This window comes from Selenomonadales bacterium 4137-cl (assembly GCA_032334055.1).
Taxonomy (GTDB): Bacteria; Bacillota; Negativicutes; order Sporomusales; family UBA7701; genus Anaeroselena; species Anaeroselena agilis.
The window spans coordinates 2,020,138-2,037,590 of record JAUOZS010000001.1 but is presented as its reverse complement, the minus strand read 5'-3'; the positions used below and the strand labels follow the sequence as shown (position 1 = coordinate 2,037,590).

Genomic DNA, 17,453 nt, shown 5'->3' with positions numbered 1-17,453 from the left:
AGGTTCTCCTCTTTTTACGCCTTCCCTGCGCTTGGCTTCACTCTCCCGGCCGCTTGTGCAGCTTCAGCGCCGGCCTGGTGGCCTCGTGCCTCTCCAGCAGCCAGAACAGCGCCAGCGCCAGCGCCACGACCACCGCGATCACTGCCCAGTGGCTTACGCCTAAAGCCTGGGGAATGGTGACCTTGCCGAAATTGCCCCATGTCAGCACCGTCGTTTTCAGCCACGGATAAGCCTCCGCGTAGAGACCGGCTCCCACCAGCATGCCCAGGATGGCCCACGCCGCGTCGAGGCGGCCCTCGCCCAGCGACGCCACCGCCGTGCCCGGGCAGTAGCCCACCAGGCCCCAACCGAGGCCGAAGAGCAGGCCGCCGATCGCCACGCCGCCCAGGATCGTCGGTTTCACCGACAACTTCACCAGCCCCAGGTCATAAAGCAGGTAAACGCCGATCATCGCCACGATAACGTGCGAAAGCATGAACTTAATAATCGTGAAATCCATCAGGCGCAGCGCCCCAAGCTGCTTATCGTAGCGGAGCACCCGCCCCTTCTGCAGGAAAAAGCCGAACAATACCCCGGTGACGAATCCGTACACTAGCCCTATCATTTGCCGCCGCCTCCCCCGTACACGATGCGGGCCATGATCAGGCCGCCGACGAAGAAACACACCAGCGCGATATACCCGCTGACCGCTAGCTGAAGCGAACCGCTCAGCCCATGACCGCTCGGTCAGCCGTCGGCCAGGCGGGCGCCGAACATCGCCACAATCCCGCCGACGAACGCCACCGCTCCCCGGTGCCAGGCCGACGCCCCGAACCGCTCGCGCCACATGTCGGGCACCGCCTGCAGGCGGAACTCGCCCGCCGCCCAGGCTGCCGCGAACGCGCCGACGAAAATGCCGGCCACAAACAGCCATTGCCAGTCAAACTTCGGGACCTCGCGGATAAAATACTCCATTTTGGCTACCCGTTCCGCGCCGAAAAGCTGCTCGATCATCCCGGCCGTGCGGACGAACGTCGTCGAGGCGCCGAGGTACTTTCCGGCGACCCACACCGACAGGATCGACACCAGACCGCTCAGCGCCCCGGCCCAATAGGGGTTCCAGCCCTTGCCGCTTTGCATATCGATACCTCCTTACTGGATTACTATATAATCCTATGCTTCGACACGTCGTTTTGCCGCCCCTCCCGCGCCGGTCGGCGTCAAAATCACAGCCCGTTTTCCGCCTTATGTAGTCTCTTCCGGTCCGCCGCGCATAAGATACAAAAAGGAGCGCCGCCACCGACAAGGAGGGAAAACCGGTGTCGCAAAAAAAACCTCGCGTGCCGTTCCGCCAGCAGGTGATAACCGAAGCCTTCAACCCCCTCATCCCCACCGAAGTGTTCATCGAACTCAACCCCGAGCTGGTGCAGTTTTACGAGAACGAATACATCCCCGAAAACTACTCCGTCTTCTCCGGAAAATACTACAAAAGTTCGAGTTGCTTCCCGCGCCGCTTCTGCCTGCCGCGGCCGTGCACCCCCGTATAACGCAGTTGCCAGCATGCCCCGGAGCCCGGCACGCCGCCGGGCTTTTCCGTTTGCGCGGGGTGGAATCATACCTGTCGCCCGGCCGGCATATGCTTCCCTATGAAGACCCGGCCGCAGCCCGCGACCGGGACCGCGGGGGAGGTCCGGGGCCGTGAAGCGCAAAAAAACGTGGGGCTTTATTCTCGCTGTCGGGGTATTCGCCGCCCTGTTAGCCGGAGGTCATGCCCTCCAGGATCATAGCCGGGCAATCAAAAAAGTGCCGACAAACCATAAAATCATCGCCCTCACCTTCGACGACGGGCCGCACCCGCACACCACCAGGGCGCTGCTGGCGGTGCTGAGGGACAAAAAAGCGCGGGCCACCTTTTTCCTTCTCGGCGAAAACGCCGCCAAATACCCCGACCTGCTCGCGGAGATCGCCGCCGCCGGCCAGGAAATCGCCAACCACGGCTACCATCACAAGTTTCCCAATAAACAGCCCCGCGCGGAACTCTACGACGACCTTGCCCGGTTCGAGAAAGTCGTCGCTGCCGTAGGAGTGCGGCCAGTTCTTTTCAGGCCGCCGGGCGGCGGCTACAACGACCCCCTCGTCAACGACCTCGCCGCCCGGGGCTACACAACCATTCTCTGGTCGATCGATACCCGCGACTGGGAGCGGCGCAGCCCGGCTCAGGTCGCCGCCACCGTCATCAGCGGAGCCTCCCCTGGCAGCATCGTCCTGCTCCACGAAGGCGAATGCGCCATCACCACCCCCGCCGCCGTCGCCGTCATCATCGACCGCCTGCGCACCGCCGGCTATGAATTCGTAACCGTGGGGGAACTGCTCCAATACTATGAAATCCGGCAATAATTTCTGGTGCGCGCGCTTGCAGGAAATGTCATTTCCTGTCCGAATACTATCGTTAACATCCCGACGCCCGCCGCCCGGGCCTACATAACTGGAGGTAGTAAAATGCGCCGCCGAGTCGTACCACTTATCCTCATCCTCGTGTTTCTCTGGCAAACCGTCGTCCTGGCCGCGTCGCCGGCCCCCAAGGTCGACGCCGAAGCGGCCGTGCTGATGGTGGCCGGCACTAAAAGGATACTGTACGCCATCAACCCCGACGCCATCATGTACCCGGCCAGCACCACCAAAATAATGACCGCCCTCGTCGCCCTCGAACGGGGCAAAGCGGATTCCGTCGTTACCGTCAGCGGCAGCGCGGCCGGCTGCGAAGGCTCCAGCCTGGAGCTCAGGGAGGGCGACCGACTGAGCTTACGCGACCTCCTTTACGGCATGATGCTCGTCTCCGGCAACGACGCCGCCGAAGCCGTCGCCGAACACGTCGCCGGTTCTGTCCCGGCCTTCGTCGACCTGATGAACGCCAGGACCGAAAAACTAGGGCTGATTAATACCCATTTCGCCAACCCCCACGGCCTGCCCGATCCCCGCAACCATTACAGCTCCGCCAGGGACCTGGCCCTCATAACGGCCCAAGCCTTGCAGAATCCCGAATTCGCCAGGATCGTCGCCACCCGCGAATATGCCGTCCCCTTTAAAAACCGTGCTCCGGTAAGCGTCAGCAATACCAACAAACTCCTCAAAACCTACCCCGGGGCCAGCGGCGTCAAAACAGGCTACACCCAGGCGGCCGGCGACTGCCTGGTGGCCTCGGCCCGGCGCGGCGGCGTGCAGCTCGTCGTCGTGTTGCTCAATGATGATGAGCGGTGGGCAGACGCCGCAAAGCTCCTCGACTACGGGTTTGCGGCTATTGCTGCCGGGGCGGGCCGCTGATAGCCCCCATCTGCGGCGCACCCGCAAGGGGTAGGCCGCAGTTCTAGGCTCTCAAGCGCCAAGAACTTGCGCACTTGCTCCTCAGAGCGCCTTGCATCTGGGGCTCTGAGCGGCCTGCGGCTAGGTGCAGTACTAAAAATAATGAACGGGCGGGCGATGCGATTCGCCCGCTTTTCGTATGCCAATTATTACTTTGTCGGTGCAGAAAAGGAAAGAGCGAGGATAATGTCAAATAAAGTTGAAATAACGTACGGAAGGGTGGGGGAGAGGATGAGCTGGATCATCGGCATCGACGGCGGCGGCACCAAAACGGTCGCCTGCGCCGCCGACCTGTCCGGCCGCCTGCTGGCGCGTATCGAAAAGGGCGCCGCCAACTACCATGTCATCGGCCTGTCCGCCTTCGCCGCCCTCGTCGCCGGCATCGTCGACGACCTGGCCGAAGCCGCCGGCTGCGACAGGTCCGCCCTCGCCCTCGTCAGCCTCGGCCTGGCCGGCGCCGACCGCGACCGCGACCGCGAGCTGCTCGGCGGCGCCCTGTCCGGCCTGGGCTGCCCATGCCTGATCGGCAGCGACGCCCGTATCGCCCTTGCCGCCGGGCTGGGGGACCGGGAAGAGGGCATCGTCCTCATCGCCGGCACAGGCTCGATCGCCTACGGGCGGACGCGTCGCGGCGAAATCATCCGCGCCGGCGGCTGGGGCCACCTCGTCAGCGACGAAGGCAGCGGCTACGACATCGGCCGCCAGGCCATCGCCCGCGGGCTGAAAGCCGCCGAAGGACGCGAGATACCTTCGCTCCTCCTCGACCGCATCATCGACAGCCTTGGTGTGGCCGACATCGCCGGCCTCATCGCTTTCCTCCACAGCCCCGCCACCGCCAAGGCCGACATCGCCGCCCTAGCCGCCACGGTCGCCGCTCTCGCCGCAGAAGGCGACAAGCTCGCGGCCGCGGTCATCGCCGACGCCGCCGTCGAACTCGCCGGCCTCGTCGCGTCAGTCGTCGCCCGCGGCTTCCCCGGGGCCGCCCCCGGGGCCGCCCCCGTGCCCGTCGCCGCTTACGGCGGGCTTCTTCTGGGCTGCCCGGCTCTCAGGGAACGCCTCGCCGGGCTGCTGGCCGGCCAGGCCGAACTTCTTCCTCCGGGACCGGAGCCGGTTATGGGAGCCCTAAAAATTGGATATGACTATCTTAAATCTCTAAAAGCCGGTTCCTAGCAGGCTGTCTTACCGGCGCCTGTTGGCAGATACTTCGCTGCGAGGTACATATATGACTTTCAACTTCGACGCCATCGTCACCGAACAGCCCAACCCCGCCACCGTCGGCATCGACAGCCGCTCCACCGCCGACATCCTGCGCCTGATGAACGACGAAGACAAAACCGTCGCCTTCGCGATCGAAAAGGAGCTCCCGGCCATCGCCGCCGCCGTCGACGCCGTCGTCAGCGCCATGAAAACCGGCGGCCGGCTGATTTACATCGGCGCCGGCACCAGCGGGCGGCTGGGCGTCCTCGACGCCGCCGAATGCCCGCCCACCTTCGGCACCGACCCCAAACTTGTCGTCGGCGTCATCGCCGGCGGCGAATCCGCCCTCGTTCGTCCGGCTGAAGGGGTGGAAGACGACGCCGGCGCCGCCGTCGGTCAGCTCCGCCAGATCGATCTTTCCGCCGCCGACGTCCTCGTCGGCATCGCCGCCAGCGGCCGGACGCCGTACGTTCTCGCCGCCCTCGAATACGCCAACGCGCTCGGCGCTTTCACCGTCGCCGTTACCTCCGTCCCCGGCTCGGCCGTCGCCGGGGCGGCCCGCGTTGCCATAACCCCCGTCGTCGGCCCCGAGGTCATCGCCGGCTCCACCCGCCTTAAAGCCGGCACCGCCGCCAAGATGGTCCTCAACATGCTCACCACCGCCGCCATGGTCCGGCTGGGCAAAGTATACGGCAACCGCATGGTCGACCTCAAGCCCACCAACGTCAAACTGTGGGAACGGGCCAAACGCATCGTCGCCGAAGCCGCCGGCGTCTCCAAAGAAGACGCCGAGGACGCCCTCAACCGCTGCGGACGCAGCGCCAAGACCGCCATTGTGATGCTCAAAACCGGCTGCGCCGCCGACGACGCCGAACGCCGCCTCCAGGCCGCCGACGGCTTTGTATCGAAAGCCATCGGCAACCCCTAATAAAATGTGCGAAGCTGGCAAGAAGGCTCCAGATGCAAGGCACGCCGCATATGGACCTTATCGCCAGCTTCCCCTGAAGGAGAAGCAACTTGCCATGAAAATACTCTTAGTCTGTTCCGGCGGCATGTCCACCGCCATCATCGTCAAAGCCATCGAACAACAGGCCGCCAAAACCGGCCGCGACCTCACCGTCAAATCGGTCGGCAGCGGCGAATTCGCCGACACCGTCAAAGGCGGCTGGGACATCGCCCTTGTCGCCCCCCAGGTCCGCCACCGCCTCGCCGAGTTCCAGGCCGCCGCCGCCGAGGCTGGCGTGCCTGTGGCCCTCATCCCGCCTCAGGGGTATAGCCCCCTGGGCGGCGCAATCATCCTCGCCGAAATCGATAAGATACTAGGCTAGGAGACTGCCGCAAAAGCCCCATCTGCGGCGTTGCTCCTCGGCTGCCATCCTCAGCGTACGTTCGTGTACGCTTCCGGTGTCAGCCTCCGGTGCGCCTTGCATCTGGAGCTTTTTCGCCAGTCTCCGGCCTCGCATTATTTCTTACAGGAGGGCCCATGGACAAAATCTTCGCCTGGCTCGACCGCAACCTCATCCCCTTCATGACCAGGCTCTCCGAGCAGCGGCACCTCAAGGCCGTGCGCGACGGCATCATCTCCACCATCCCCCTCATCATCGTCGGCAGCTTCTTCCTCATCATCGCCTTCCCGCCCGTGCCCGCCCTCGCCGCCCTCGTCAAGCCCTACACCGCCCAGATCCTGCTGCCCTTCCGCCTCACCATGGGCCTCATGGCCCTCTACGCCGCCCACAGCATCGGCTACCACCTCGCCCGCTCCTACAAGCTCGACGGCGTCGCCGGCGGCATCCTCGCCCTCGCCGCCTTCCTCCTTACCAGCCTGCCTGTCGCCGTCGAAGACAAGGGGTTGGCCCTCCTCATGGAAAACCTCGGCGGCGGCGGCATGTTCGTCGCCATCATCATGGCTATCTTCGCTGTCGAAATCCTTCGTTTCGCCAAAGAGAAAAAAATTACCATCCGCATGCCCGAAGGCGTTCCCGACTCCGTCGCCCGCTCCTTTGAGGCCCTCGTCCCCGCAGGCATCATCATCCCCGTCGTGTGGGCCGTCCGCCACCTTGCCGGCTTCGACATCCAGCACGCCGTCACCCAACTCTTCACCCCCCTTGTCACCGCCGGCAACACCATGGCCGGCGTCCTCGCCCCCATCATCCTCATCTCTCTCCTGTGGGCCACCGGCATCCACGGCGACTCGGTCGTCGGCACCGTCGCCCGGCCGATGTGGCTGGTCCTCCTCGACCAGAACATCGCCGCCGCCGCCGCCGGCCAGCCCCCGCCCAACATCGGCCCCGAGCCCTTCTTCCAGTGGTTCGTCTTCATCGGCGGCTCGGGAGCAACCATCGGCCTCGTCTGCCTGATGCTGTTCTCCAAATCCGCCTACCTGCGCGGCGTCGGCAAAGCCTCCTTCCTGCCCGGCGTCTGCAACATCAACGAACCCATCATCTTCGGCGCCCCCATCATGCTCAACCCGCTGCTGTTCGTGCCCTTCCTCGCCGGGCCGGTGCTCATGGGCGTCATCACCTGGCTGGCCATGAATTTCGGCCTCGTCGCCAAACCCTTCATCCTCGTGCCCTGGACGCTGCCCGCTCCCATCGGCGCGTACCTCACCACCGGCGGCGACTGGCGGGCCATCGTCCTCGTAGCCGTCAACGCCACGGTCGCCACCGCCATCTACTACCCCTTCTTCAAAGCCTACGAACGCAAATTGCTCAAAGAGTCCGCCCAGGAGGACAGCCAATGACCGAAACCGTCATCTTCGAAATCATCCTTCACGCCGGCAACGCCCGCGCCGAAGCCTATGACGCCCTCGCCGCCGCCCGGGCGGGCGACTTCGCCAAAGCCGCCGGACACCTCGTCCGCGCGGAAGAGGAGATCGGCGTCGCCCACCGCGCCCAGGCCGACACCATCCAGCGTGAGGCCGCCGGCGAAAAACAAGACATAACCCTCCTCTTCGTCCACGCCCAGGACCATCTCATGACCGCCGTCGCCGAGAAAAACCTCATCACCCACATGATCGAGCAGGAAAAAACCATCCGCGACCTGGCCGCCCGCCTGGAGGCGGCTCGATGAACGGCCTCAAGCTCGCCGTCATCGGCGGCGGCTCCAGCTACACCCCCGAACTCGTTGACGGCGTCCTTCGGCGCGCCGGCGAACTGCCGGTCGCCGAGCTCTGGCTCGCCGATATCCCCTCAGGCGAAGAGAAACTCGCCGTCGTCGCCGCCCTTGCCCGGCGCATGGCCGCGCGGGCCGGCTCCGCAATTGAAGTCCATACCACCCTCGACCGGCGTCAGGCTCTGGCCGGCGCCCATTACGTCATCACCCAGCTCCGCGTCGGCGGCCTCGCCGCCCGCGTCAGCGACGAACGCATCCCCCTTAAATACGACGTCCTCGGCCAGGAGACCGTCGGGCCCGGCGGCTTCGCCAACGCCCTCCGCACCGTCCCCGTCGTCCTCGACATCTGCCGCGACATCGAAGCCCTCTGTCCCGATGCCTGGCTCATCAACTTCGCCAATCCCGCCGGCCTCGTCACCGAAGCCGTCCTCGGCCACAGCGCCGTAAAATGCATCGGCCTCTGCAACGTCCCCATCAACATGGTCATGACGGCCGCCAAGCTTCTCGACGCCGTCCCGGCCGACGTCGCCATCGACTTCGCCGGCCTCAACCACCTCGTCTGGGGTCTTGCCGTCCGCCTTAGAGGCGAAGACGTCACCGGCGTTATTCTCGCAAAGCTCGCCGACGGCGCCGCCCTCACCATGAACAACATCCCCGACCTCAAATGGGACGCCGCCTTCCTGAAAAACCTCGGCCTGGTTCCCAGCCCGTATCATCGCTACTACTACATGACCGACCGCCTGCTCGGCGAGGAACAGGCCGCCGCAGCTCCCGGCGGGCCGGGCACCCGCGCCGAGCAGGTCCAGGCCGTCGAAGAAGCGCTCTTCGCCCGCTACCGCGACGAAACCCTCGCCGAAAAACCGCCCGAACTGGCCAAACGCGGCGGCGCCTACTACTCAGAGGCCGCCGTATCCCTCATTAGCGCCATCCAAAACGACAAAAACGAAACCCACACCGTCAACACCCGCAATAACGGCGCCATCGCCGGCCTGCCCGCCGACGCCGTCGTCGAGATCAACTGCCGGGTGGGGAAGGGGGGGGCGGTGCCGCTGCCGGTCGGCCCTTTGCCGCCTGACGCCCTCAGCCTCGCGCAGCAGGTCAAAGCTTACGAACGCCTCGCCATCGAGGCCGCCGTCACCGGCGACCGCGCCGTCGCCCTGGCCGCCCTGGCCGCCAACCCCCTTGTGCCTTCCGCGGACGTCGCCGGGAAACTGCTGGACGAAATCCTCGCCGCCAACCGCGAATACCTGCCCCGCTTCGCCGGGCAGCAATGATCGGAGAAAACATGCGCAGACTCATCATCAACGCCGACGACCTCGGCCTCACCCCTGGCTGCAACCGCGGCATCCTCCGCGCCATGACCGCCGGCCTCGTCAGCGACACCACCCTAATGGTCAACACCGCCCACACCGACGACGCCGTCGCTCTCCTCAAGGCCCACGGCCTCGCCGCCGGCCTCCACCTCAACCTCACCTACGGACGGCCGCTCCTCGCCGGCGCGGACGTAGCCAGCCTCGTTGAGCCGGACGGCGCCTTCCACCGGCCCGTCAACCGCGTCGTGGCCGTCTGCGAGCCGCGCGAGGCCGAACGCGAACTCTCCGCCCAGGTGGAAAAATTCCTTGCCACCGGCCTCACCCTCACCCACCTCGACAGCCACCACCACGCCCATTCCTACCCCGAAATCCTTGATGTCGCCATCAGCCTCGCCCGGCGGCTCAAAGTTCCTCTCCGCCAGACCGGCCCCGCCGTCCGCGCCCGCATCGTCGCCTTCGGCATCCCCGCCCCCGACGCCTTTTCCGACGCTTTCTACGGACCCGGCGCCACCGCCGAAAGCCTCCGGGCCATCATCAGCGCCCACCGCGCCGGCGTCCTCGAAATAATGTGCCACCCCGCGGAAGCCGACGACCTGCTTGCAGGGACAAGCTCCTACAGCGGCGAACGCCTGCGCGAGCTCGCCGTCCTCACCGACCCGGCCATGAAAGACTTCCTTGCCGCCGAAGGCGTCGAACTCGTAAGCTTCGCCGCCCTAGGCGCATCCTGACCGAAGGAGCGTACAAATGCGCGAACAAACTCTCGCCATCACCAACAAGATCGGCCTCCACGCCCGCCCGGCCGCCCTGCTCGTCAAAACAGCCGCCGCCTACAAGAGCGACATCACCCTCGTCAAAGGCGACAAAAGCGTCAACGCCAAAAGCATGCTCGCCATCATGAGCGCCGGCGTCAAAGCCGGCGACGCCGTCACCGTCCGCGCGGCGGGCGAGGATGAAGAGCAGGCTTTGGAAGCGGTCGCGGCCTTGATAAAAGCCGGTTTCAACGAATAAAAGGCCGTTGATAACCGCCCATCTGCGGCGTTGCTCCTCAGAGCGCTTGCTAGCGTACGAACCGAGTACGCGTCGCGGCGCGCTCTTCCGGTGCGCCTTGCATCTGGACGCTTCTGAACGGCCTAAAGAACGGAAAACCACAAAAATAATATCACACAGGAGGTAGCCCCGTGCGCCAAAGCCGCAGCCTCATCGCGAAACTGACCGTCGTTCTTGCCGCCCTGCTCCTCATGCCCCTCTTCGGCAGCGGCTGCGCCAGCGCCCCGCCTGCCCCCGCCCCTGTCCGCGAGAGCCGCGAGCCCGTGCGTCTCGGCATCGACAACATCGACAAACACCTCGACCTCTTCAAGGGCAAGCGGGTCGGCCTCGTTACCAATGCCACCGGCATCAACAGCAGCTTCGAAAGCAGCATTGACGTCCTCAAGGCCAAGGTCAACCTCGTCGCCCTCTACGCCCCCGAGCATGGCATCCGCGGCGCCGTCAAGGCCGGCGACCACGTCGGCTACGCCACCGACGTCAAGACCGGACTGCCCATCTACAGCCTCTACGGCGCCACCAAGAAACCCACCCCCGAAATGCTCGCAGGCATCGACGTCCTCGCCTTCGACATCCAGGACATCGGCGCCCGCCCCTACACCTATATCTACACCATGGCCTACGCCATGCAGGCCGCCGCCGAGAACGGCAAAACCTTCGTCGTCCTTGATCGCCCCAACCCGGTCGGCGGCATGGTCGAGGGCGGACTGGTCAAGCCAGGCTTCGAATCCTTCATCGGCATGTACCCCATCCCCCTGCGCCACGGCATGACCGTCGGCGAGCTGGCCCGCTACTTCAACAAGGAATTCGCCATCGGCTGCGACCTCGCCGTCGTACCCCTCACCGGCTGGACGCGCGACATGCATTGGGACGACACCGGCCTGCCGTGGGTCATGACCTCGCCCAACATCCCCACCCCCGACGCCGCCCTCGTTTACTCCGGCACCGGCATCTTCGGCGGCACCAACGTCTCCGAAGGCGTCGGCACCACCCGGCCCTTCGAGCTCATCGGCGCCACCTGGCTGAACGCCGAGGAACTCGCCGACAAAATGAACGCCAAAAACCTGCCCGGCGCCTACTTCCGGCCCGCCTACTTCAGCCCGCGCTTCGGCGGCAACGCCGGCAAAACCCTCGGCGGCGTCCAGATACACATCACCGACCGCCACGCCTACCAGGCCGTCCGCACCGGCATAACCCTCCTCTACACCATCCAGGAAATCTCCGGCGGCAACTTCGCCTACGACTTCAACCCCCGGGGCATCCCCTACATCGATCTTACCACCGGCGACAACGGCCTCCGCCTCGGCCGCTATACCCTCGAAGAGCTTCTCGCCGAATGGGATAAGGAAGCACAGCAATTTAAAGAGAAAGCCAAACCCTATTACCTGTACCAATAACAAAACGGTTGGCGACAAGGCCCCATCTGCGGCGTTATTCCTGCGGACGCTTGCTAGCGTACGTTCCGAGTACGCGCGATGCTGTTAAACCGTGCCTGTGCAAACCATGTAGGCATACTTGGTCGCGGAGGAAACGGTGCAGCGCGTCCTCGGTGCGCCTTGCATCTGGGACCTTCTAGCCAACCTCGGCAATCCAAAACAAAAAATACACCGGCGTCGCCGGTGTATTTTTTTGGTATTTTACCTTGTCCGCCGACGGTATTGCGGCTAAAATGGGGATAATACGTATTTTGTTCTGTGAGGCCGGCCGCTCATGCGCAATAGGCGGCGGCCGGCGGCGGCCCGCTGTCTGCCATCCGCCTCCGGCATCCCCCCTTACAAGGACCATTCTTACCTGTCAAGGAGCTGACCGTGGTGATAAAGCCTGACAAACCCGCCCGCCCCGATCCCATCTACTTCATTCTCCTGTTCGTGCCCCTCTTCTGGGGCGGCGCCTTCGGCGTCACCAAGCACGTCGTCGCCGAAATACCGCCGCTCACCACCGCCGCCGTCCGCTTCTTCCTCGCCGGCCTCCTCATGACCGCCTGGGTCGCGGCCCGGGGCGAATGGGACTGGGCCCCCCTCAAGCGGCGTTGGGGCGGCGTGCTGCTCCTCGCGCTCACCGGCGTATTTCTCTACAACATCTTCTTCACCGTCGGCATGAAATACACCTCAGCCATCAACGGCGCCCTCGTCATCGTCGTCAACCCTGTCACCACGGCCATCGTCGCCGTCACCCTCCTCGGCGAGCCATGGAGCTGGCGTCTCGTCGCCGGCGTCGCCCTGGCCTTTCTCGGCGTCCTCACCACCATCACCAGAGGCTCCGTGGAAACCCTCGCCGCGCTGTCCTTCTCCGGCGGCGACCTGCTCATGGTCGGCGGCGTCATCTCCTGGACAGCCTACACCACCATCGGCAAGGTCGTCATGAAAGACGTCCCGCCCCTGCTCGCCACCAGCGCCTCCACCCTCGCCGGGTCCGTACTGCTGCTGGCCGCCACCCTCGCCGAGGACGGCTGGGCGCGCCTGCCCGCCGTCAGCGCCCAGGTCGCCTGGGAAATGGTCTACCTGATCGTATTCCCGACCGTTGTCGCCTTCTTCCTCTACAACGTCGGCATCAAGCGCATCGGCGCCAGCCGGGCCAGCGCCTACATCAACCTCATGCCCGTCAACGCCATCTGGATCGCCGCCGTCTTTTACGGCGAAACCGTCACCCTCGCCCATCTGGCCGGCGCGGCGCTGATAATCAGCGGCCTGCTGCTCATCACCGTCTTCGACATCCGCCCGTCTGCCGCCGGCCACCCCCTCCGGCAGGAGGAGTAGCCCTATCTGTTGGCGAAAGCAAAATACTATATTTGCTTGCAATGGAGGCGCCAGTCTTGATAAGCATCGAAACCGACCACAGCGCGGTTTATAAAAGCGTGCTGGGCGACGCTAAGCCGGACATCCACTATTACACCCTCATCGTCCTTTCCTGCGCCGTCGCCACCTACGGCCTCATCTCCGGCAGCGCCGCCGTCGTCATCGGCGCCATGCTGATCGCGCCCCTCATGGGGCCCATCCTTGGCGGGGCGCTGGCCATCGCCGCCGGCAACCGGCCGCTTCTCCGGCAGGCTGTCAAAGCAGAGGCCATGGGGGCCGTGGTCGCCATCGGCCTTTCGGCTTTCCTGGCCCTCATCGTTCCCCGTTCCGATCTGACCGTGGAAATAATCGCCCGCACCACCCCTACCATCCTTGATCTGGTTATCGCCCTGGCTTCGGGCGCCGCCGGCACCTACGCCATCTGCACCAAGCCCCAGGGCGCGGCCCTGCCCGGGGTGGCCATCGCCACCGCCCTTATGCCGCCCCTCTGCGTTGTAGGCATCGGCCTGGCCGACCAGAACTTCGCCGTCATGTCGGGAGCGTTGTTGCTATTCCTGGCCAACACTATCGCCATCAACGTATCGGCCATCGTCACCTTCCAACTGGCCGGGTTTTCCAGCAGCGACTGCGTTCTCGACATAAACGACCCCGCCGCCTGCGACACCTCCCGCCGCCGGCTTTGGTACCCCGTTGCCCTGCTGGTCCTTATCTCGGTGCCCCTGGCCTACATCATGTACCAGACCTATTCGGCCGCCAGCACCGAAAAAATCATTCGCACCGCCATGGTCGAATCCATCCAGTCCATCGCTCCCCAGTCCAGCCTCATGAGCTCCGCTCACCGCTACCAGGATGGCGCCCACATCGTCGAGGCCGCCTTCCGGACCACAAAAATCATTACCTCCGAGAACATCCGCCAGATGGAAAACCTCCTCGAACTGCGGCTGGGCAAGCCGGTAAGGCTTACCGCCGACATCGTCCTCGTCCAGAAAGTTGACGATAAGAGCAGTGTCGACTCTTTCGGCCAACTGCTCCCCAAAGTAACCGAAAAACAAATAGTCGAAGTGGTGAAAGCCGCCACCCCCGAGGAAATCATCCAGAAAACCATTCTCGAAAAAATTTCCCTGCTGGAGCAAACCATCCTCGAAGACTTTACCTTCGAATACCGCCAGGGCTCGGCCACCTACACCGTTAACGCCAAACTGTCCGGTCCGCCGCTTGCCGACGGACTGCTGGCCCAGTCCATTCAGACCGTCCTTGAGGACCGGCTCAAGCGGCGGGTGGCCGTAAGACTCGAATACCATCCGCCGTTGGTTCCGGCCGCGGCCGCTCCTTCGGTTCCGGCTGTCCGCTAGGCTAACCAAACAAAAAAAGCCGCGATTTTGCGGCTTTTTGCATTCTCAGACTTCGTCGCCGAAGCAGACGCCGATCGCCCGGCCCACATGCAGCGCTTCCAGCGGCACGTTGCTCGGCTGGCCGGCGATATCCCTGATCGGCACCGTCACAATGCTATTTTTCTGGAGGGCCACCATCGTGCCAGTCTTGCCGGCCACCAGCGCATCCACGGCCGCCACCCCGTAGCGGGTGGACAGGATGCGGTCGTAGGCCGTCGGGCTGCCGCCGCGCTGCAGATGCCCCAGCACCGTGCAGCGGGACTCGAACCCGGTCAGCTCCTCCAACTCGTGGGCCAGCTTATCGCCCACGCCGCCCAGGCGCACCTTCTCGGGGCTGTTCTCCACGATGCGGGCCACCGTCATTTCGCCGCCCACAGGGTAGGCTCCCTCGGCCACCACCACCAGGCTGAACAGCTTGCCCTGGGCCCGGCGGGCCTTGATCGCCGCCACAACAGCCTCGATCTTGTACGGCACCTCGGGGATGAGGATGACGTCCGCGCCCCCGGCCATGCCGGAATAAAAGGCGATCCAGCCTGCGTAGCGGCCCATAACCTCCAGCAGCATCACCCGGTGATGCGACTCGGCGGTCGTATGCAGACGGTCGAGCGCCTCGCTGGCGCACGCCACCGCGGTATCGAAACCGAACGTCCGCTCCGTCCGCGGGATATCGTTATCGATCGTCTTCGGCACAGACACCACCGGCAGCCCCAGTTGATCGAACTCGTTGGCGATCCGCAGGCTGCCGTCGCCGCCGATCACCACCAGCGCCTCGATGCCCCTCGTCCGGAGATTCGTCAGCGCCTGCTGCGACATGTCCTTGTAAACATAGCCGCCTTCGTGCGGCACGGCATAACTAAAAGGATTGTCGCGGTTGGTCGTGCCGAGGATGGTGCCGCCACGGGGCAGGATACCGGAGATATCCTTGTCCGCCAGCTCGACGATATCATTTTCCACCAGGCCGCCGAAGCCGTTCCTCACGCCCCAGACCCTGATGCCGTGGCTGAAGCAGGCGCGCGCCACGCTGCGGATCACGGCGTTGAGACCCGGGCAGTCGCCGCCGCCGGTCAGCACGCCAACACTCTTGAACTTGGCCATAATACCGCTCTCCTTTGATAATAAAATATCATTGCCTGGCAAAAGTATATAATACATTGGCCGCCGGGACAAGGGGCGGCGTTGTTCCGAGGCAGGAGATGGCTTCCATACTGTGGAAGTTAAAAATATGTCAGTTGTGCCGCCTGCCAAAACGCCGCCATACAGATCAAAAAACGAGGTGCTGCACATGACCGCGGGACCGGCTCCCTCCGCAATCGTCGCCGCCATCGGCGAAAACCTCCGTGAATACGCCCTGCTGGCCGGCTGCGCGCCGACAGGGAAGAGCGGCTCCGGCGGCGAAATCACATGGATAGACACCGGCACCGACGCGCTGAACCGCGTCCTCGCCGCCCGCTATACCGCCCGCCGGGCTGAAGCCGGGATTCGGGAAACGGCCGCGATCTTCGGCGGCCGTCCGCTCACCTGGATTACCGGGCCGGCCGACCGTCCCGCCGACCTCGGCCGGCGGCTTCTCGACCACGGCTTCAGGCACCAGATGCATTGGCGGGGCATGGCCCTCGCGCTGGGCCGGACGGCTCCGGCAGCCGCGCCGCCCGCGGGACTCGAAATCCGCCAGGCCCTCAACCCGGACGGCATAGCGGAATGGGGGCGGACGGCCGCCGCCGGCTTCGCCATGCCGGAGCGCGTCGCCCGCGACTTCCCGGTCTTATTCGCCAGCCTCCCCACCGACAAAATCGCCTATTTCCTCGCTTACCGGGGCAGCCAGCCGGTCGCCACCGCCAGCGTATTCCTAGGCAGCGGCGGCGTCGCCGGCGCCTACTTCATCTCCACCCTCGGCTCCGCTCGCCGCAGCGGCGCCGCCACCGCCCTGACCCGCGCCCTCATCGGCCATGCCGCGGACCGCGGCTACAGGCTGCTCGTCCTTGAGGCCAGCCCCGCCGGCTACGAGGTCTATCGCCGCCTTAACTTCACCGAATACTGCCCCATGGACGCCTACATCCTCAACATGTGACCCGGGAGGCTGCATGAACAAAGAATTCCGCCTGACCTCGCGCAACTTCGTCTGCGTCTGCATCGCCACCTTCCTCTACTTCGGCAGCTTCTACCTGCTCATCCCCACCTTGCCCCAGTACGTCGACAGCCTCGGCGGCTCCCCCGGCCAGATCGGCCTCGTCATGGGGGCGTTCAGCTTCGCGGCCGTCCTTGTCCGGCCCTACCTCGGCCGGCTTGCCGACCGTCGCGGGCGCAAACGCCTGATGCTGCTAGGGACAGGCTTCTTTGCCCTCCTGTTTCCGATTTACGGCTTCCTTCAGTCCGTCGCCCCCCTTTACCTCCTCCGCATCGCCCACGGCTTTGCTCACGCCGCTTTCCTCGCCGCGTCGGCCGCCTACATAGCCGACCTCGCCCCTCCTCAGCGGCGGGGCGAAGTGATCGGCATCTACGGCACCGCCAACGTCGTCTCCATGGCCCTTTTCCCGGCTGTCGGCATCAATATCATCCAGTATACGCAGAACTTCGACGTTCTATTTGCCTGCTCGGCAATCGCCGCCGCCGGAGCCTTCCTCGCCGTTGTCGCGGTGGATGAAATCGGCGCCCACGACGGCGGCAAAAATCCGGTCAGCCTGCTGGCCGTCGGCCGGCGGCGGGTCGTCGTCGTCCCGTCCCTGGCGCTCTTCGCGGGCGCCGCCGCCTACGGCACGGTCATCGCCTTCCTGCCCGTCTTCGCCCCCCAGCGCGGTTTGGCCGACTTCGGCGTATTCTTCACCGTCTACGCCGCCGGCACCCTCGCCAGCCGCATCTTCGCCGGCAAGCTCTCCGACCGCTGGGGCCGTCGCCGTGTCGTCCTGCCCTTCATGGCCCTCCTGGCTGTCGGCGTTTTCCTGTTGCCCTTCCTCGACAGCCTCTTCCTCCTGATCTTGATCGGCCTGGCGTTCGGCTTCGGCTTCGGCGCCTTCATGCCCACCCTCAACGCCCTCGTCGTCGACAAGACGCCCCCCGCCGAACGGGGCAGCGCCCTCGGCTTCTTCACCTCCTTCATGGACATGGGCATCGCCGCCGGCGCGGTGCTCCTCGGCCAGGTGGGCGAGAAGGCGGGGTTTGGCGCTATGTTCGCCACCGCCGGGTTTATTTTGGTGGCTGGGATACTGGTATTTGCGCTATATACCGAAAAAGACGATCCCCATACCGAGGCAGGCCATTGATAGACC

Annotated in this window: 19 protein-coding genes; 16 read left to right on the top strand and 3 right to left on the bottom strand. The window is 64.8% G+C overall.

All coding sequences use genetic code 11. From position 1 onward, the window contains the following. Positions 1–37: 37 nt before the first annotated feature. Together Q4T40_10770 and Q4T40_10765 are read right to left on the bottom strand one after the other, a co-directional pair. On the bottom strand, positions 38–604 hold the full coding sequence (locus tag Q4T40_10770; protein ID MDT8901727.1) for a YeeE/YedE thiosulfate transporter family protein: 567 nt from the start codon (positions 602–604) through the stop codon (positions 38–40). Then, on the bottom strand, positions 601–1,119 hold the full coding sequence (locus tag Q4T40_10765) for a YeeE/YedE thiosulfate transporter family protein (GenBank protein ID MDT8901726.1): 519 nt from the start codon (positions 1,117–1,119) through the stop codon (positions 601–603). The genes Q4T40_10770 and Q4T40_10765 overlap by 4 nt, the downstream gene beginning before the upstream one ends. A 179-nt stretch (positions 1,120–1,298) precedes the next feature. On the opposite strand from Q4T40_10765, the gene Q4T40_10760 reads away from it, so the two are divergent. The 14 genes from Q4T40_10760 (at position 1,299) to Q4T40_10695 (ending at position 14,151) form a co-directional block, all read left to right on the top strand. After that, a complete protein-coding gene (locus Q4T40_10760; GenBank protein ID MDT8901725.1) occupies positions 1,299–1,526 on the top strand; it encodes a hypothetical protein in 228 nt (75 codons plus the stop codon). A 151-nt stretch (positions 1,527–1,677) separates the two neighbouring features. Continuing rightward, positions 1,678–2,376 carry a polysaccharide deacetylase family protein gene (locus tag Q4T40_10755; GenBank protein ID MDT8901724.1) on the top strand — a complete coding sequence of 233 codons (699 nt, stop codon included), beginning with the start codon at positions 1,678–1,680 and terminating at the stop codon, positions 2,374–2,376. A 102-nt stretch (positions 2,377–2,478) separates the two neighbouring features. Continuing rightward, positions 2,479–3,300 carry a D-alanyl-D-alanine carboxypeptidase family protein gene (locus Q4T40_10750; GenBank protein MDT8901723.1) on the top strand — a complete coding sequence of 274 codons (822 nt, stop codon included), beginning with the start codon at positions 2,479–2,481 and terminating at the stop codon, positions 3,298–3,300. 270 nt (positions 3,301–3,570) lie between these two features. Beyond that, positions 3,571–4,509: a BadF/BadG/BcrA/BcrD ATPase family protein gene (locus Q4T40_10745; protein ID MDT8901722.1), complete on the top strand. Its 939-nt coding sequence runs from the start codon at positions 3,571–3,573 to the stop codon at positions 4,507–4,509. Positions 4,510–4,561: 52 nt separating this feature from the next. Then, positions 4,562–5,464, top strand: a complete 903-nt coding sequence (gene murQ, locus Q4T40_10740; GenBank protein ID MDT8901721.1) for an N-acetylmuramic acid 6-phosphate etherase — start codon at positions 4,562–4,564, stop codon at positions 5,462–5,464. Positions 5,465–5,558: 94 nt separating this feature from the next. Continuing rightward, positions 5,559–5,864, top strand: coding sequence for a PTS sugar transporter subunit IIB (locus tag Q4T40_10735; protein MDT8901720.1), 306 nt, complete (start codon positions 5,559–5,561; stop codon positions 5,862–5,864). Between the two features lie 155 nt (positions 5,865–6,019). Next, positions 6,020–7,276 carry a PTS sugar transporter subunit IIC gene (locus Q4T40_10730; protein ID MDT8901719.1) on the top strand — a complete coding sequence of 419 codons (1,257 nt, stop codon included), beginning with the start codon at positions 6,020–6,022 and terminating at the stop codon, positions 7,274–7,276. Continuing rightward, the gene (locus Q4T40_10725) at positions 7,273–7,605 is read left to right on the top strand and encodes a PTS lactose/cellobiose transporter subunit IIA (protein ID MDT8901718.1); all 333 of its coding nucleotides are present in this window, start codon (positions 7,273–7,275) and stop codon (positions 7,603–7,605) included. The genes Q4T40_10730 and Q4T40_10725 overlap by 4 nt, the downstream gene beginning before the upstream one ends. Next, the gene (locus Q4T40_10720) at positions 7,602–8,921 is read left to right on the top strand and encodes a 6-phospho-beta-glucosidase (GenBank protein MDT8901717.1); all 1,320 of its coding nucleotides are present in this window, start codon (positions 7,602–7,604) and stop codon (positions 8,919–8,921) included. The genes Q4T40_10725 and Q4T40_10720 overlap by 4 nt, the downstream gene beginning before the upstream one ends. An 11-nt stretch (positions 8,922–8,932) precedes the next feature. Then, positions 8,933–9,688, top strand: a complete 756-nt coding sequence (locus Q4T40_10715) for a carbohydrate deacetylase (protein MDT8901716.1) — start codon at positions 8,933–8,935, stop codon at positions 9,686–9,688. A gap of 16 nt (positions 9,689–9,704) precedes the next feature. After that, positions 9,705–9,968 (top strand): HPr family phosphocarrier protein, encoded by a 264-nt coding sequence (locus Q4T40_10710; GenBank protein MDT8901715.1) that lies wholly within the window; start codon positions 9,705–9,707, stop codon positions 9,966–9,968. Between the two features lie 170 nt (positions 9,969–10,138). Beyond that, positions 10,139–11,401: a DUF1343 domain-containing protein gene (locus tag Q4T40_10705; GenBank protein ID MDT8901714.1), complete on the top strand. Its 1,263-nt coding sequence runs from the start codon at positions 10,139–10,141 to the stop codon at positions 11,399–11,401. Positions 11,402–11,815: 414 nt separating this feature from the next. Next, on the top strand, positions 11,816–12,760 hold the full coding sequence (locus tag Q4T40_10700) for a DMT family transporter (protein ID MDT8901713.1): 945 nt from the start codon (positions 11,816–11,818) through the stop codon (positions 12,758–12,760). 56 nt (positions 12,761–12,816) lie between these two features. Further along, the gene (locus tag Q4T40_10695) at positions 12,817–14,151 is read left to right on the top strand and encodes a TIGR00341 family protein (protein ID MDT8901712.1); all 1,335 of its coding nucleotides are present in this window, start codon (positions 12,817–12,819) and stop codon (positions 14,149–14,151) included. Positions 14,152–14,196: 45 nt separating this feature from the next. Here the strand turns inward: Q4T40_10695 and Q4T40_10690 are convergent, their stop codons facing one another. Then, entirely contained in the window at positions 14,197–15,285 is a 1,089-nt protein-coding gene (locus tag Q4T40_10690) for an ATP-dependent 6-phosphofructokinase (protein ID MDT8901711.1), read from the bottom strand. A 187-nt stretch (positions 15,286–15,472) separates the two neighbouring features. Between Q4T40_10690 and Q4T40_10685 the strand changes: the two genes are divergently transcribed. Both Q4T40_10685 and Q4T40_10680 read left to right on the top strand, forming a co-directional pair. Continuing rightward, a complete protein-coding gene (locus Q4T40_10685) occupies positions 15,473–16,258 on the top strand; it encodes a GNAT family N-acetyltransferase (GenBank protein MDT8901710.1) in 786 nt (261 codons plus the stop codon). A 13-nt stretch (positions 16,259–16,271) separates the two neighbouring features. Further along, on the top strand, positions 16,272–17,447 hold the full coding sequence (locus Q4T40_10680; GenBank protein ID MDT8901709.1) for an MFS transporter: 1,176 nt from the start codon (positions 16,272–16,274) through the stop codon (positions 17,445–17,447). Positions 17,448–17,453: the final 6 nt, after the last annotated feature.